Origin of the sequence: Primorskyibacter flagellatus (genome assembly GCF_048268605.1) — a bacterium.
Taxonomy (GTDB): Bacteria; Pseudomonadota; Alphaproteobacteria; order Rhodobacterales; family Rhodobacteraceae; genus Primorskyibacter; species Primorskyibacter flagellatus.
Window position 1 is genome coordinate 91,609 of record NZ_JBLWVF010000012.1, and the last position, 14,503, is coordinate 106,111.

Below are 14,503 nucleotides of genomic sequence, written 5' to 3' on the forward strand. Positions count from 1 at the left end.
CGCTAACGAAAAAGGCCCCGGCGCTGTGCCGGGGCCTTTCGTCATCTTGTGAAACCCTAAGGTTTATTCGTCGCCGGTTTTCAGCGCCGCACCCAGGATGTCGCCAAGCGATGCGCCCGAGTCGGAAGAGCCGTACTGCTGCACTGCTTCTTTCTCTTCTGCAATCTCGCGGGCTTTGATCGACAGGCCCAGCTTGCGGGTCTTGGCGTCCACGTTTGTCACGCGCACGTCGATCTTGTTGCCGACCGAGAAACGCTCGGGGCGCTGTTCGGAACGGTCACGCGACAGGTCAGAGCGGCGGATGAAGGATTTCATGCCCTCATATTCCACTTCGATGCCGCCATCTTCGATCGCGGTCACTTCGACAGTCACGATAGAGCCGCGCTTCACGCCGCCAACCGCTTCTGCGAACTTGTCGCCACCAAGTGCCTTGATCGACAGCGAGATACGCTCTTTCTCGACATCAACCTCAGAGACAACCGCCTGAACGATATCGCCCTTGCGGTATTCCTGAATGGCTTCCTCGCCACGCTGGTCCCAGCTGAGGTCGGACAGGTGAACCATGCCGTCGATCTCGCCTTCGAGACCGATGAACAGACCGAATTCGGTGATGTTCTTGACCTCGCCCTCGACATGCGTGCCTTCGGGGTGGGTTTCGGCAAAGACTTCCCACGGGTTGCGCATGGTCTGCTTGAGACCCAGCGAAACGCGGCGCTTGGCCGGATCGATTTCCAGAACCATGACTTCGACTTCCTGAGAGGTCGAAACGATCTTGCCGGGATGCACGTTCTTCTTGGTCCAGGACATTTCCGAGACGTGAACCAGACCTTCGACACCGGGCTCCAGTTCGACGAACGCGCCGTAATCGGTGATGTTGGTCACGCGGCCAGTGTGCACGGATTCCAGCGGGAATTTCGCGGCAACCATATCCCACGGATCTTCCTGAAGCTGCTTCATGCCCAGGCTGATACGGTGGGTTTCCTTGTTGATCTTGATGACCTGAACCTTGACGGTTTCGCCGATCGACAGGATCTCCGAAGGATGGTTCACACGACGCCATGCCATGTCGGTGACGTGCAGCAGGCCGTCCACGCCGCCCAGGTCAACAAACGCACCGTATTCGGTGATGTTCTTGACCACGCCGTCCACTGCCTGACCCTCAGTAAGGTTGGCGATGACTTCGGCGCGCTGTTCGGCACGGGATTCTTCAAGAATCGCACGGCGCGAAACAACGATGTTGCCACGACGACGGTCCATTTTCAGGATCTGGAACGGCTGCTTGAGACCCATCAGAGGGCCGGCATCGCGCACGGGGCGCACATCAACTTGAGAGCCGGGCAGGAACGCAACCGCGCCGCCCAGATCGACAGTGAAGCCGCCTTTGACACGACCAAAGATCGCACCTTCGACACGCTCGTCGTCGGCATAGGCTTTTTCCAGACGGTCCCAGGCTTCTTCGCGGCGGGCCATCTCACGCGAGATGACAGCTTCGCCGCGCGAGTTTTCCGCGGACCGCAGGAAAACCTCGACTTCGTCGCCGACATTGATTTCGGGCGCTTCGCCGGGGTTTGCAAATTCTTTAAGATCGACGCGGCCTTCCATCTTGTAGCCTACGTCGATGATGGCCTGGCCTGCCTCTACGGCGATGACCTTGCCCTTGACGACAGTCCCCTCATCGGGTGTGTCCATTTCGAAGCTTTCGTTCAGAAGGGCTTCGAATTCCTCCATAGATGTATTTTCAGCCATGTGGCGCTTAGATCCTTTAAGATGTTTTCTGGCCGAGCGGTTGTCTCCGCCGGTCTTGGGGATGTCCGCGCTTACGGCGGATCGGATTGGTCTACAGACAAACCGCAAAACAAAGAGGGCCGGTGTTTCCGACCCTGCTCGATCTCGATGTTGCGCGGCAATTTCACCTTGTCGACGCGCGCGGTATAGCCGGGTTGAATGGGATACACAACCATGTAGTGCATTGATTGGCGGCAGGGCTGCGGCGTATCGGCGGTAAGGCGGGCAGGGGGAGGAAAAACACATCCTGCGGCCATTTCCTTCGCCGGACGGGGACGTTATGTATGGGCACGAATAACACGGGGCGCATCCGATGAACGATCTCTTCAACAGCTTCATGTCCGGGCCCGACGAAAACGGCCGTTTTGGCAAGTTCGGCGGCCGGTTCGTGTCCGAAACCCTGATGCCGCTGATCCTCGAACTTGAGGAACAGTACGAGCGGGCCAAGACCGACACGGATTTCTGGGACGAGATGAATCATCTCTGGACCCATTATGTCGGCCGTCCCAGCCCGATGTATTTCGCAGAGCGTCTGACCAACCATCTGGGCGGTGCCAAGGTTTATTTCAAACGCGACGAGCTGAACCATACCGGCGCGCACAAGATCAACAACGTGCTGGGCCAGATCATTCTGGCGCGTCGCATGGGCAAGACCCGGATCATTGCCGAAACCGGAGCGGGCCAGCACGGCGTGGCCACGGCGACGGTCTGCGCCAAGTTCGGCCTGAAATGCGTGGTCTATATGGGCGCGCATGATGTCGAACGTCAGGCACCCAATGTCTTCCGCATGCGCCTTCTGGGGGCAGAGGTGATCCCCGTGACCTCTGGCCGCGGCACGCTGAAGGACGCGATGAACGACGCGCTGCGCGACTGGGTGACCAATGTGCGCGACACGTTCTACTGTATCGGTACGGTGGCGGGTCCGCATCCCTATCCGGCAATGGTCCGCGACTTCCAGTCCATCATCGGCAAGGAAGCGCGCGAGCAGTTGCACGAACAAGAGGGCCGTCTGCCTGATACGCTGATCGCCGCCATCGGAGGCGGGTCCAACGCGATGGGCCTGTTCTACCCGTTCCTTGACGAACCTTCCGTCAACATCATCGGGGTCGAGGCCGGCGGCAAGGGCGTCAATGACAAGATGGAACATTGCGCCTCGCTGACCGGCGGGCGTCCCGGCGTGCTGCACGGCAACCGGACCTATCTGTTGCAGGACGATGACGGCCAGATCCTCGAAGGCTTCTCGATCTCCGCCGGTCTGGATTATCCCGGTATCGGACCTGAACATAGCTGGCTGCATGACACGGGCCGCGCGCAATATGTCTCGATCACCGACGCCGAGGCTTTGGAAGCGTTCCAGCTGTCCTGCGAGATGGAGGGTATCATCCCCGCGCTGGAACCCAGCCACGCGCTGGCCCATGTGATGAAGATCGCGCCGGACCTGCCCCGCGATCACATCATCTGCATGAACATGTGCGGGCGCGGCGACAAGGACATCTTCACCGTGGCACGCCATCTCGGTTTCGACATGAGCGCCGAGCCGTGAAACACCCACCCCGGTCGCTTTGCGAACCGGGGTCTTTCGCCTGACTTTCCGCCTGAATTTCGCCGTCGGGGCCTTTTGTACGTTTGAGGCGTACAAAAGGCACAAAAGGCGTCAAACCCTGTCGGACGAATGCGCCTCCAGCACGGCCAGCGGCACGATGTCCAGCGCCCGGATATGGGTCGCGACCAGGTCAACCTTGGGCGCGCAGCCCTCCTCATGCGCTTGCAGAAAACGCCCCGCGCACAGGCACCAGCGATCGCCGGGCTTCAGGCCTGCAAAGGAAAATTGCGGTTGCGGGGTCGACAGATCGTTGCCGACATATTTCGAATAGGCCAGAAACTCCGCCGTCATCACCGCGCAAACCGTGTGGCTGCCCTGATCCTGCGCACAGGTATTGCAGGCACCATCGCGGAAATACCCCGTCAGCGGCGAGGTCGAGCAACTCTCCAGTCCGCCACCCAAGACATTGATTTCAGGATCTTTCTTCATTGACTATTCTCCGTCCGGGTCTGGCATCTGCCTGTGTATATGCTAAACGTGGGGTTGATTGGTTTTGATGTTACACCAATCAGGGTTGATCCGGCCAGAGCCGATGCAACAATGGGCTGTGTCTTTGCCGCCGGGTTTCAACGCCGTCGCGCGCCGCAACCAGCCCCAGCTACCGGAACCGATCCGCCAGTTTTTGCAATGCGCTGCGTTTGTCAGGTGTCTCTGAAGTTTCTGTTTTCGTTTCAGAGGCTTGAACGATCTTCTCGGGTTTCGTTGCCGCTGTCTTGCCGCCCTCCGGTCCGGTGCCCGACGCCTTGCGGGGAGGTGCCATTCGCAACGCGACTGCATTCATAAACCGCCCCGGATCACCTTCCGCCAGCGACGCCGCGCCGTCCGAGATGCCACGCATCAGATCGTCCAGCCAGTCCGCATCGGCCCGCGCAAAGTCATGCAGCACATAACCTGAGACCAATTCCTTGCGGCCGGGATGGCCGATGCCCAGGCGAACCCGTTGATAAGACTCGCCAATATGGCCATGCGTCGAGCGCAAACCATTGTGCCCGGCATGTCCGCCGCCGGTCTTGACCTTCACCCGTCCGGGCGCAAGGTCCAATTCGTCGTGAAAAACACAGACATCCGATGGGTCCAGCTTGTAAAACCGCATCGCCTCGCCCACCGATTGCCCCGACAGGTTCATGAAGGTCTCGGGCTTCAGCAACAGCACCTTTTCAGACCCCAGCTTGCCTTCGCTCATCTTGCCCTGAAACTTCGATTTCCACGGTGCAAACTCATGATCCGACTGGATTATGTCCACTGCCATAAAGCCGATGTTATGCCGTGTCCCCGCATATTTCGCGCCCGGATTGCCCAAGCCGACAAAGAGTTTCATGGGTTTCGCCCCCTGTGCTGTGCTCTCCCGGCTACATAGGCCGGGACGCGCGCGAAGAAAAGCCGTGCGACAAACGCAAACGGCCCCCGCCACAAGGGCAGGGGCCGCGATACCTGGCTCGTTGAGGCTGGGATCAGCTCTCTTCGACTTCGGTTGCCGGAACCTCGTCGGCTGCGACCTCTTCTTCTTCATCATCGCCAGAGGATTTCAGGCTCGACGGAGCGGACAGGTTGGCAATCACGAAGTTGCGCTCAACCGTGACCTTCGCACCCTTGGGCAGATCGACTTCGTCGATATGCATCACGTCGCCAATATCCTTGCCGGAAAGGTCGATCGTGATGTGGTCGGGAATGTCACCCGCCTGCACGTTCAGTTCGACTTCCGGGCGAACGGTGGTCAAGACGCCACCTTTGGTCAGGCCGGGGCATTCTTCGTGGCCGATGAATTCAACCGGAATGAACAGGTTGAGGCGCGTGGTGCGGCGCAGGCGCAGCAGGTCGAAATGCGTCGGCAAATCCTTGACCACATCGCGCTGCACGTCGCGGCAGATCACGCGGACGTCTTCCTGGCCTTCAACCTTCAGGTTGAACAGCGTGGACTTGAAGCGGCCTGCTTTCAGGCGCTTGAGCAGTTCGTTGAAAGGGATCTGAATTGCCAGCGGCTCTTTGTCGCCACCAAATACGATGCCCGGAACCATTTGTGCACGACGTGCAGCGCGAGCGGCGCCCTTGCCCGTCCCCGTGCGTTCCTGGGCGTGAAGATCAGGGATCTCACCAGCCATTTTGTAGTCTCCATAAATAAAGGCGGGGTTCCTCCAAGGCTGTAACCCCGCGTGAAGCCGCGCGTATAGGACAATTCCCTCAGGTTGGAAAGTCGATTCGAAAGCACGCTTTCCAAAGCGCTTTAATATGTTACTTTGCAGCGCGTGCGCAGCGATGTACCACATGCGGGCAATGTCGGACCAGTCTTGCAGGGACGAGGCGGCAAGCCGGGAAATGCCGTGAAGGGGTTCTGATGTCATATACCAAAGCCATCGCGGTTTCGCGCGCGCCGATGCTTGCGCTGACCGCAGTGGGCGCGTTCTGGGGCACGTTTGCCGCCTCGGTTCCTGATCTCAAGCAAACGGCAGGTCTCAGCGATGCGGATATGGGCCTGGCTCTGTTGTTCTCTGCCGTGGGCGGTTTTGTGGCGATGTATCTCAGCCCGCGGATCGGCGCGCTTCTGGGGCGGCGGGTGCTGCCCGTCTCGGGCGCGCTTCTGGTCGGGGGGTATCTGCTGCTAAGCTTGGCGGATGGATTTGCCTCATTTGCAGCGGCGATGCTGTTTTCCGGGCTGATGGTGGCGCTGTTGGATGTCAGCGCCAATGTCCGCATCTCGGTTCTGGAAGAGCGTCACGGGATGCCGCTGATGAACGTCAACCACGCGATGTTTTCCTTTGCCTTTGCGGGCGGCGCGCTGGTGACGGGGATTGCACGGCGCGCAGGCTATGGCCCGGACCAGATCCTGCCAGTGATGGCGCTGGCGGGGCTGGCGCTTGCGGTGTTCATGCATGAAGGGCGCCAATGGCGCGGATCGCCACCGCCTGACATGACACAGCCCGCGCATTTGCCATGGACACTGATCTTGCTGACCGGCGGCATCCTGTTCGCGTCTTTCATCGGGGAGAACGCGACCGAGGCCTGGTCGGCCTTGCTGATCGAACGCACGCTTGGCGCGGCCGAAGGCACGGGCGGGTTCGGACCGTCGATGCTGGGGTTGGCGATGGGCGTGATCCGTCTGTGTGGGCAGGCGGCCGCGCGCTGGCTTGGCGAGGGGCCGTTGATCCTGTGGTCGGCGGTCTTGGGCGTTGTGGGGGCGCTGACGATCGCATTGGCGGTCAATGTGCCGATGGCCATTGCGGGCGTCGCGGTGATGGGGGCAGGCATGGCGGTGATCGTGCCTTGCGCCAATTCTCTGCTTGGGCGGTTGGTGCGGCCCGATCAACGGTCGCTGGTGATTTCACGCGCCTGGATGGTGGGGTTTGTCGGCTTTTTCGTCGGGCCGTCGATGATGGGCCTGATTGCCGAGCATCTGGGGTTGCGGATGGCGTTCATCGCCACCGCATTGCTGGTGGCGACGATCATCCCGTCAGTTCTAACGTTGATGCGCGCTTCGGCGGCGCGGCCCGTCGTGGCAGAGTAGCGATCCGACGCTACTGCCAGCGGCCTTCGAAATCTTCGGGGATCAGCAGAATGTCGCGGTCCAGCTCGTCCATCCGGCGGCGTCCACACAGCGCCATCGAGACGTCGAGTTCCTTCTCGATCACTTCCAGCGCCGCGGTCACGCCCTCTTGCCCCATGGCGCCCAGACCATAGACAAAGGCGCGGCCGATATGGGTGCCCTTGGCACCCATCGCCAACGCCTTCAGCACGTCCTGACCGGAGCGGATGCCGCTATCCAGATGCACCTCGGTGTCATTTCCGACGGCTTGCAGGATCGGGTCCAGCATGCGGATGGAGCTGAGCGCACCGTCCAGTTGCCGCCCGCCGTGGTTCGACACCACGATGGCATCGGCACCGACTTTCAGCGCCATCTTGGCATCTTCGGGGTCCAGAATACCCTTGAGGATCACCTTGCCGCCCCATTGCTCCTTGAGCTTGGCCACCTTGTCCCAGTCCAGTGCCGGGTCAAACTGTTCGGCTGTGTAGGACCCAAGGCTTGCCAGATCCTTTACGCCATGCACATGGCCGACCAGATTGCCGAAATTGCGACGCTTGGCCCCCGCCATGCCCATGCACCAGCCCCATTTCGTGCTGAGATTCAGCAGCGTCGCAGGGGTCAGCTTCGGTGGGGCCGACAACCCGTTTTTCAAATCCTTGTGCCGTTGCCCGAGGATTTGCAGATCCAGCGTGATGACCAATGCCGAACAGCGTGCCGCCCGTGCCCGTTCGATCAGGCGCGAGGTGAAATCGAGGTCCTTCATGGTGTAAAGCTGGAACCAGAACGGCTTGGTCGTCGCTTCGGCCACTTCCTCGATCGAGTTGATCGACATGGTGGACAGGGTGAAGGGCACACCAAATGCTTCGGCCGCGCGGGCGGCCTTGATCTCGCCATCGGCACATTGCATGCCGGTCGAGCCAACCGGGGCGAGCGCCACCGGCATTCTGACCTTCTCGCCGATCATTTCGCTTTGCGTGCTGCGACCGGTCATGTCGACAGCCACACGTTGCCGCAGACGGATCTGATCGAAGTCAGACGAATTCTCGCGGAAGGTCTGCTCTGTCCAGCTGCCCGATTCAGCGTAGTCGTAGAACATCTTCGGCACGCGGCGCTTATAGATGCGCTTGAGGTCTTCGATGCTGGTGATGACGGGCATGGCAGTGTCTCCGGAGGATTGGTGAGGTTTTCTTACCAATGCCCGGACCGTCAGGCAATGCGGCATTTGTCATTTCATGCGGTGTCAGGCGCGATGGGTCCCGTCTGACAGTGTTTTCACAAAGCTCAGCACGTCCGTGACCGGTTTTCCATCGGCAAGCGCGCCCACAATGGCAGAGCCGACAACCGCGCCATCGGCGATGCTGGCGATGCTCTCGGCGGCTTCGGGGGTTCTGATGCCAAAGCCCACAATCACCGGAAGATCGGTCTGCGCCTTGATCCGCGCCACTTCCGGTCCGACATCGCCGGCCTCTGCCGCCGCCGCACCGGTGATACCGGTGATCGATACATAATAGACAAAGCCCGAGGTGTTCTGAAGCACTTTGGGCAGGCGTTTGTCATCCGTGGTGGGCGTGGCCAGACGGATGAAGTTGAGCCCGGCGGCCTGCGCGGGGATGCACAATTCCTCATCCTCTTCGGGGGGCAGATCGACGACGATCAGACCGTCGATGCCCGCAACCTTGGCATCGGCAAGAAACGTGTCCACCCCGTGATTGTAGATCGGGTTGTAATAACCCATCAGCACGATCGGGGTGGTGTCGTCGGCCTCGCGGAACGCGCGTGCCATCTGCAAGCTGCGTTTCAGCGTCATGCCGCCCTCCAGCGCGCGCTGGCCCGCCAGTTGAATGGTTTCGCCGTCAGCCATCGGGTCGGTGAAGGGCAATCCCATCTCGATGATGTCGACGCCCGCACCCGGCAGGCCGCGGATCAGTTCCAGAGACGTTTCGTAATCGGGATCGCCTGCCATGACATAGGCGACAAATGCTTTCTTGCCCTCGGCCTTCAGGGCGGCGAATTTGGCGTCGATGCGGGTCATGGCAGGTCCTTTCGGGAAGTTCCTGACCGATGTGCCGAATTGGCGCGGGGAAATCAAGACGCTCTGACGTCTGCGCAGGGGCTTGCGCGGTTGCTTTGACGCTCGTTCCGCTGCGAATGACAGCACCATGTGTTGCAGCGCGGCGGGCTTGGATCTAGAAGGCGCGGGAAACCTAGCTGGGAAAGATGTGTCATGGGATTCAAGATGGGAATTGTGGGCCTGCCGAATGTGGGCAAGTCGACTTTGTTCAATGCGTTGACCCGAACCGCTGCGGCGCAGGCGGCGAACTTCCCGTTCTGCACGATCGAGCCCAATGTCGGCGAGGTCGCGGTGCCCGATGCGCGGCTGGACAAGCTGGCCGCGATTGCGGGTAGCAAGCAGATCATTCCGACCCGGATGACCTTTGTCGATATTGCCGGTCTGGTGAAGGGTGCCTCGCAAGGGGAGGGCCTTGGCAACCAGTTTCTGGCGAATATCCGCGAAGTCGATGCCATCGCCCATGTCCTGCGCTGTTTCGAGGATGGCGACGTGACCCATGTGGAAAACCGCGTCGATCCGGTGGCCGATGCCGAGACCATCGAAACGGAACTGATGCTCGCCGATATTGATTCCATCGAAAAGCGGATGCAGAACCTGACGCGCAAGGTGCGTGGCGGCGACAAGGAAGCGGTTCAGCAGGAGCGGCTTTTGAAGGCGGCGCTGGCGGTGCTGGAAGACGGCAAGCCCGCCCGCACGGTCGAGGTGGACGCGGATGACCAGCGGGCGTGGAAATTGCTGCAATTGCTGACCACAAAGCCGGTTTTGTATGTGTGCAACGTGTCCGAGGAAGACGCCGCCGAAGGCAATGCCCATTCCGCGCGCGTCGCCGAAATGGCCGCTGCCGAAGGCAATTCGCATGTCATCATCTCTGCGCAGATTGAGGAAGAAATCAGCCAGTTGGAAGATGAAGAAGCCGAGATGTTCCTGTCTGAGATGGGGTTGGATGAGCCGGGCCTGGATCGGCTGATCCGCGCGGGCTATGAGCTCCTGCATCTTGAGACCTATTTCACGGTCGGCCCAAAGGAAGCACGCGCCTGGACAATCCGTCAGGGGACGTCCGCGCCGCAGGCCGCAGGGGTGATTCACGGCGATTTTGAAAAGGGCTTCATCCGCGCCGAGACGATCGCCTTTGACGATTTCGTGGCGTTGGGGGGCGAACAGCCCGCCAAGGAGGCCGGAAAGATGCGCGCCGAGGGCAAGGCTTATGTGGTCAAGGACGGCGACGTTCTGCACTTCCTTTTCAATACCTGAGTGTTGCACCGCTGTTTCGGCGCCGGGGTGTGCGGTAGACGCGGACCTGTGCGCGCCTCACAGGCCTGACGGGCGGGGATGTGCCCGCTGAATTGACGCCGTGATGCGCCGGTTTGACCATCGGGGACGGTGGCGCTAACAGTTGGGCTGAACGGCAGGTGCGTCAACTGTCCCGCGAGGCCCCGGCTCGGGGGCCGGGGCGGATCTGCACAACCAAGCCGATGAGGTCTTAAAACCGCCTCAAGACAGTCAGGAGATTCACACCCATGTCACAAGCAGAGATTGGCCTGATTGGCCTGGGAACCATGGGGGCGGCACTGGCGCTGAACATCGCGGATCACGGCTTTGACATTGCGGTGTGGAACCGCACGACCAACGTCACGCGGGACTTTCATGCCTCTGCCGGACAGCTTGCCGCGCGGATCACGCCGACCGAAACGCTGGAGGCGCTGGTCGAGGCCATTGCAGAGCCACGCGCGATCATTTTGATGGTGCCGGCGGGGCAGGCGGTGGACGACCAGATCGCGGCGCTGAGGCCGCTTCTGGGGCCGGATGATCTGATCATCGATGCGGGCAACGCCAATTTCCACGACACAAACCGCCGGTCGCGCGATGGCTCTGGGCCGTTTCTGGGCATTGGTGTGTCGGGCGGAGAAGAAGGCGCGCGCCACGGGCCCGCGATCATGGGGGGCGGCCAACGTGCCGACTGGAACCGGGTCGCGCCCATCCTGACCGCCATCGCCGCAAAGTTTGACGACACGCCTTGCGCCAACTGGATGGGCGAGGAGGGGGCCGGACATTTCGTCAAGGCCGTCCATAACGGCATCGAATATGCCGATATGCAGATGATCGCCGAGATCTACGGCATCCTGCGCGATGGCATGGGCTATGGGCCCGATCAGGTTGCCAAGGTTTTCAACCGCTGGAACGGGGGTCCGTTGCAAAGCTATCTGGTCGAGATTTCGGGCAAGGTCGCAGGGGCCGCCGACAAGGAGACGGGGAAACCGCTGCTGGAGGTCATCGTCGACGCGGCGGGCCAGAAGGGCACCGGGCGTTGGACGGCAATCGAGGCGCAGCACCTGGCCGCCCCCATTCCTTGCATCGAGGCGGCGGTGGTCGCGCGCAACCTGTCATCCCGCCGCGATGCGCGGGCCGATGGCGAGCGTCTGTTCGGCGCTGGACCGGTGCCAATGGGCGATGCCGCACCCACCGAAGACGCGCTGGAAAACGCGCTTATCTGCGGCAAGATCCTGTGTTACGCGCAAGGCTACGAGATGATCGCGGCAGCGTCAGAGCAATATGGCTGGTCGCTGGACCTGCCCACGATTGCACGGACCTGGCGGGCGGGTTGTATCATCCGCTCGGCGATGCTGGACGATATGGCGACGGCATTGGCAGAAGGGGGCGACCGCAACCTGATGTTCGCGCCGCATTTCACGAAACGGATCCAGAAAAGCCATGCAGCCTTGCGGCAGGTCGTTGCCACAGGCGTTGCACATGGCGTGGCGCTGCCGGCATTGGGGGCAGGGCTGGCCTATTTCGACGCGATGCGCACCGCGCGCGGGACTGCGAACATGATCCAGGGTCAGCGCGATTTCTTCGGCCTTCACGGGTTCGAGCGTTTTGACGGGCGCAAGGATCAGCACGGGCCTTGGGCGGACTAGGCCGGACGACCTTGGCCGTGTCGCCTGCAAAAGGTCAGGACGCCTTGAGCACCATTTTGACGCTGGGTTCCTTATGCGGCTTCTTGTCGAGCTTGAGCAGAAGCTCTGACAACTCGGGTTCATGCACCCGTTTGGCGGCCGCTTTAGGGGTAAACCAGTGGCGCTTGCGCTCGTCCCGCTCTTTCCAGTTACGCTTCAGCTTCTTGACCATCATCGGGTAGACCCGGACCCTGCAACGCAGCGTCTTCTTGTCGTCCAGAACCTTGTCGTAGTGGTAAATGCCCAGCTCTTCGTCGGCAATGAACCCTTCGGCACCGGCTTCTTCCAGAGCTTCAATCTCGGCCGCCGCCCAGGGTTTCTTGTTGTCCATGATCCAGCCCTTGGGGAGAACCCATCGCTTTGTCTCGCGAGAGGTCACCATCAACACGCTGATCTTGCCTTTTTCGTCGCACCTTATGGGCAGCGCGGCGATTTGTTCGCCCCTCCGCTTCATTCTTCTGCTCCTTGGGTCTTTTCCAGACCACTATTTTACGCAACCTGTTGCTTGTATGGTTCGGCTGCTTGCGCCCTGTCGGGCTTTATCAACTACAGTATTTCTTAAGATTTTAGTTTCTACATCGTTAATTATAGGGCTTTGTTAAACGAAAATCCAGCCGGATGAACCGCGCGTTGTCTGGCGCGCTGCCAACAAGCGGGAAGGTGCGGCCCGCGTCAGCGGGATCAAAACGACCTTCGAGATCAAACAGCCCGCAGCCGCGCCTAGTCGCGCAACTCGTCCGGTTTCACGCCCCACAGGTCGGCTTTGTGCGCCCAGCCCTTGTAGCCCCCCGCGCTAAGCTGACACCATTTCAGGGTGCATTCGTTGAGCCGCGCGATGACGCCCATTTCCAGCCGGGCCGAGACCTGGGCGTCGTCATCGGGTCGGACGTGCAGATCAAGCATCTCGCGTTCCACCAGAACCGTGCGTACCCCGGAAAGAAGCGAATAATGCACCCAACCGCCCGCGCCGTCACGGTCTCGCACCCGGCGCCAATGGCCATATTCGGCGGTGATTTCCAGCGGCATGTCGCGGCGTTTGAACACCCAGTCGATGCGGTGGGTCAGTGATGGGCCACGCCGGACATTGCCTTCGCTCGCCTTCATCGACACAAATCTCGGCACCGGCAGGTTCGTCACCGGGCCACGCTCTTGCGCATACGCCGAAACCCCCAGCAAGACCGCGAGGATAAGCCCTAATCCGATGGGTTTCATTCGACCTGCCCCGGTTGCGCATGTGTTTTTCGCGCAGGGTTCTTGTGCCCCGTCGCTGCTTGCGCCACTGTGCCAAAAGCTACGCGGGTTTGGAAGAAGCAGGAGTGCATGATGCCATCAAAACGCCTGAGTGTTGTCGTGACGCGACGCTTGCCGGAAGTGGTTGAAACCCGGCTCAAAGAACTTTTCGATGTTCGTCTGCGGGACGATGATACGCCTCTGACGCGCGCAGAACTGGTCGCGGCAGTGAAAGAAGCCGATATTCTGGTTCCGACCGTGACCGATCAGATCGACGCCGCGTTGATATCCCAAGCCGGAGACCGGCTGCGCCTGATCGCGAATTACGGTGCGGGTATTGATCATATTGACGTGAACACGGCGCGGCAACGCGGCATTCTTGTGTCCAACACGCCCGGCGTCGTGACGGAAGACACCGCTGACATCACGCTTGCCCTGATCCTTGCTGTCACCCGGCGTTTGCCCGAAGGGCTGGCGGTAATGCAGACCGGGGACTGGAACGGCTGGGCACCGACCGCCTTTCTTGGCGGACGCCTTGGCGGGCGTCGCCTGGGCATCCTGGGTATGGGACGGATCGGAACGGCCGTCGCACGCCGGGCGCAGGCATTCGGCATGCAGATCCACTATCACAACCGTCGCCGCCTGCGTCCCGAAAATGAACAGCAGGTCGAGGCAACATATTGTGAAAGCCTCGATCAGATGGTCGCGCGGATGGATGTCATCAGCGTGAACTGTCCGCACACCCCGTCCACCTTTCACCTGTTGAACGCGCGGCGGTTGAAGCTGCTGAAACCCAGCGCCGTGGTTGTGAACACCTCGCGCGGCGAAGTAATAGACGAGCCGGCCCTGACCCGCATGCTCAAAGCAGGCGAGATCGCGGGTGCGGGGCTTGATGTCTACGAGCAAGGTTCACAGTCCAACCCCGACCTGCGCAATCTGCCCAATGTGGTGATGCTGCCGCATATGGGGTCCGCCACACAGGAGGGGCGGGTAGAGATGGGCGAAAAGGTCATCATCAATATCAAAACCTTCGCCGACGGTCACCGCCCACCCGATCAGGTCGTGCCCGCCATGCTGTGACGGGCGGTCGCTCGGCGTTTTAGCACCCGATCCAGCTGTCGATGACGCGTTTGGCTTGTAAGCCCACGGGCAAAATGAAGGCTGTCCAAGTACAGCTCTACTAGCCGAGGGACAGAGCAAGAGACGCGTCGCCGGTGAATTGGTTATCTCCGAAAGGCCCGTGCGTAGGATTGTCCAAGCCAGAATCTAGTCACCCGGAACTGTAATTCGTATCATAGACTGAACGGGATATCGGGAGATGATGCGATGGTGGGCCGAGTTGC

The 14,503-nt window shown here is 60.7% G+C and carries 13 protein-coding genes; 5 read left to right on the plus strand and 8 right to left on the minus strand.

Going from position 1 to position 14,503, the window contains the following annotated elements:
- Positions 1-63: 63 nt before the first annotated feature.
- The gene (rpsA, locus tag ACN0WV_RS13615) at positions 64-2,124 is read right to left on the minus strand and encodes a 30S ribosomal protein S1 (RefSeq protein WP_417606480.1); all 2,061 of its coding nucleotides are present in this window, start codon (positions 2,122-2,124) and stop codon (positions 64-66) included.
- On the opposite strand from rpsA, the gene trpB reads away from it, so the two are divergent.
- A complete protein-coding gene (gene trpB / locus ACN0WV_RS13620; RefSeq protein WP_084353403.1) occupies positions 2,099-3,328 on the plus strand; it encodes a tryptophan synthase subunit beta in 1,230 nt (409 codons plus the stop codon). The two genes, rpsA and trpB, sit on opposite strands and share 26 nt — an antisense overlap.
- 111 nt (positions 3,329-3,439) lie before the next feature.
- On the opposite strand, the gene ACN0WV_RS13625 is transcribed toward trpB, so the two are convergent.
- The 3 genes from ACN0WV_RS13625 to ACN0WV_RS13635 form a co-directional block, all read right to left on the minus strand.
- Positions 3,440-3,817 (minus strand): DUF2237 family protein, encoded by a 378-nt coding sequence (locus ACN0WV_RS13625; RefSeq protein WP_417606482.1) that lies wholly within the window; start codon positions 3,815-3,817, stop codon positions 3,440-3,442.
- A 169-nt stretch (positions 3,818-3,986) separates the two neighbouring features.
- Complete coding sequence (gene pth, locus ACN0WV_RS13630; protein WP_417606484.1) at positions 3,987-4,706, minus strand: aminoacyl-tRNA hydrolase; 720 nt, start codon at positions 4,704-4,706, stop codon at positions 3,987-3,989.
- A gap of 133 nt (positions 4,707-4,839) precedes the next feature.
- Positions 4,840-5,487: a 50S ribosomal protein L25/general stress protein Ctc gene (locus ACN0WV_RS13635; RefSeq protein WP_084353400.1), complete on the minus strand. Its 648-nt coding sequence runs from the start codon at positions 5,485-5,487 to the stop codon at positions 4,840-4,842.
- Positions 5,488-5,720: 233 nt separating this feature from the next.
- Here ACN0WV_RS13635 and ACN0WV_RS13640 point away from each other — a divergent pair, with 233 nt between their 5' ends.
- On the plus strand, positions 5,721-6,887 hold the full coding sequence (locus ACN0WV_RS13640) for an MFS transporter (protein ID WP_417606485.1): 1,167 nt from the start codon (positions 5,721-5,723) through the stop codon (positions 6,885-6,887).
- A 10-nt stretch (positions 6,888-6,897) separates the two neighbouring features.
- Here ACN0WV_RS13640 and ACN0WV_RS13645 read toward each other — a convergent pair whose 3' ends face one another.
- A complete protein-coding gene (locus ACN0WV_RS13645; protein ID WP_417606487.1) occupies positions 6,898-8,061 on the minus strand; it encodes an alpha-hydroxy acid oxidase in 1,164 nt (387 codons plus the stop codon).
- A gap of 84 nt (positions 8,062-8,145) precedes the next feature.
- A complete protein-coding gene (gene trpA, locus ACN0WV_RS13650) occupies positions 8,146-8,937 on the minus strand; it encodes a tryptophan synthase subunit alpha (RefSeq protein ID WP_417606489.1) in 792 nt (263 codons plus the stop codon).
- A 192-nt stretch (positions 8,938-9,129) separates the two neighbouring features.
- On the opposite strand from trpA, the gene ychF reads away from it, so the two are divergent.
- Both ychF and gndA read left to right on the plus strand, forming a co-directional pair.
- Complete coding sequence (ychF, locus tag ACN0WV_RS13655; protein ID WP_084353396.1) at positions 9,130-10,227, plus strand: redox-regulated ATPase YchF; 1,098 nt, start codon at positions 9,130-9,132, stop codon at positions 10,225-10,227.
- A gap of 266 nt (positions 10,228-10,493) precedes the next feature.
- On the plus strand, positions 10,494-11,891 hold the full coding sequence (gene gndA, locus ACN0WV_RS13660; RefSeq protein WP_417606490.1) for an NADP-dependent phosphogluconate dehydrogenase: 1,398 nt from the start codon (positions 10,494-10,496) through the stop codon (positions 11,889-11,891).
- A 34-nt stretch (positions 11,892-11,925) separates the two neighbouring features.
- Here gndA and ACN0WV_RS13665 read toward each other — a convergent pair whose 3' ends face one another.
- Positions 11,926-12,384 (minus strand): NUDIX hydrolase, encoded by a 459-nt coding sequence (locus tag ACN0WV_RS13665; RefSeq protein WP_084353394.1) that lies wholly within the window; start codon positions 12,382-12,384, stop codon positions 11,926-11,928.
- A 266-nt stretch (positions 12,385-12,650) separates the two neighbouring features.
- On the minus strand, positions 12,651-13,142 hold the full coding sequence (locus tag ACN0WV_RS13670) for an SH3 domain-containing protein (protein ID WP_084353393.1): 492 nt from the start codon (positions 13,140-13,142) through the stop codon (positions 12,651-12,653).
- Positions 13,143-13,253: 111 nt separating this feature from the next.
- Here ACN0WV_RS13670 and ACN0WV_RS13675 point away from each other — a divergent pair, with 111 nt between their 5' ends.
- Positions 13,254-14,240 carry a 2-hydroxyacid dehydrogenase gene (locus ACN0WV_RS13675; RefSeq protein ID WP_417606493.1) on the plus strand — a complete coding sequence of 329 codons (987 nt, stop codon included), beginning with the start codon at positions 13,254-13,256 and terminating at the stop codon, positions 14,238-14,240.
- Positions 14,241-14,503 lie beyond the last annotated feature (263 nt).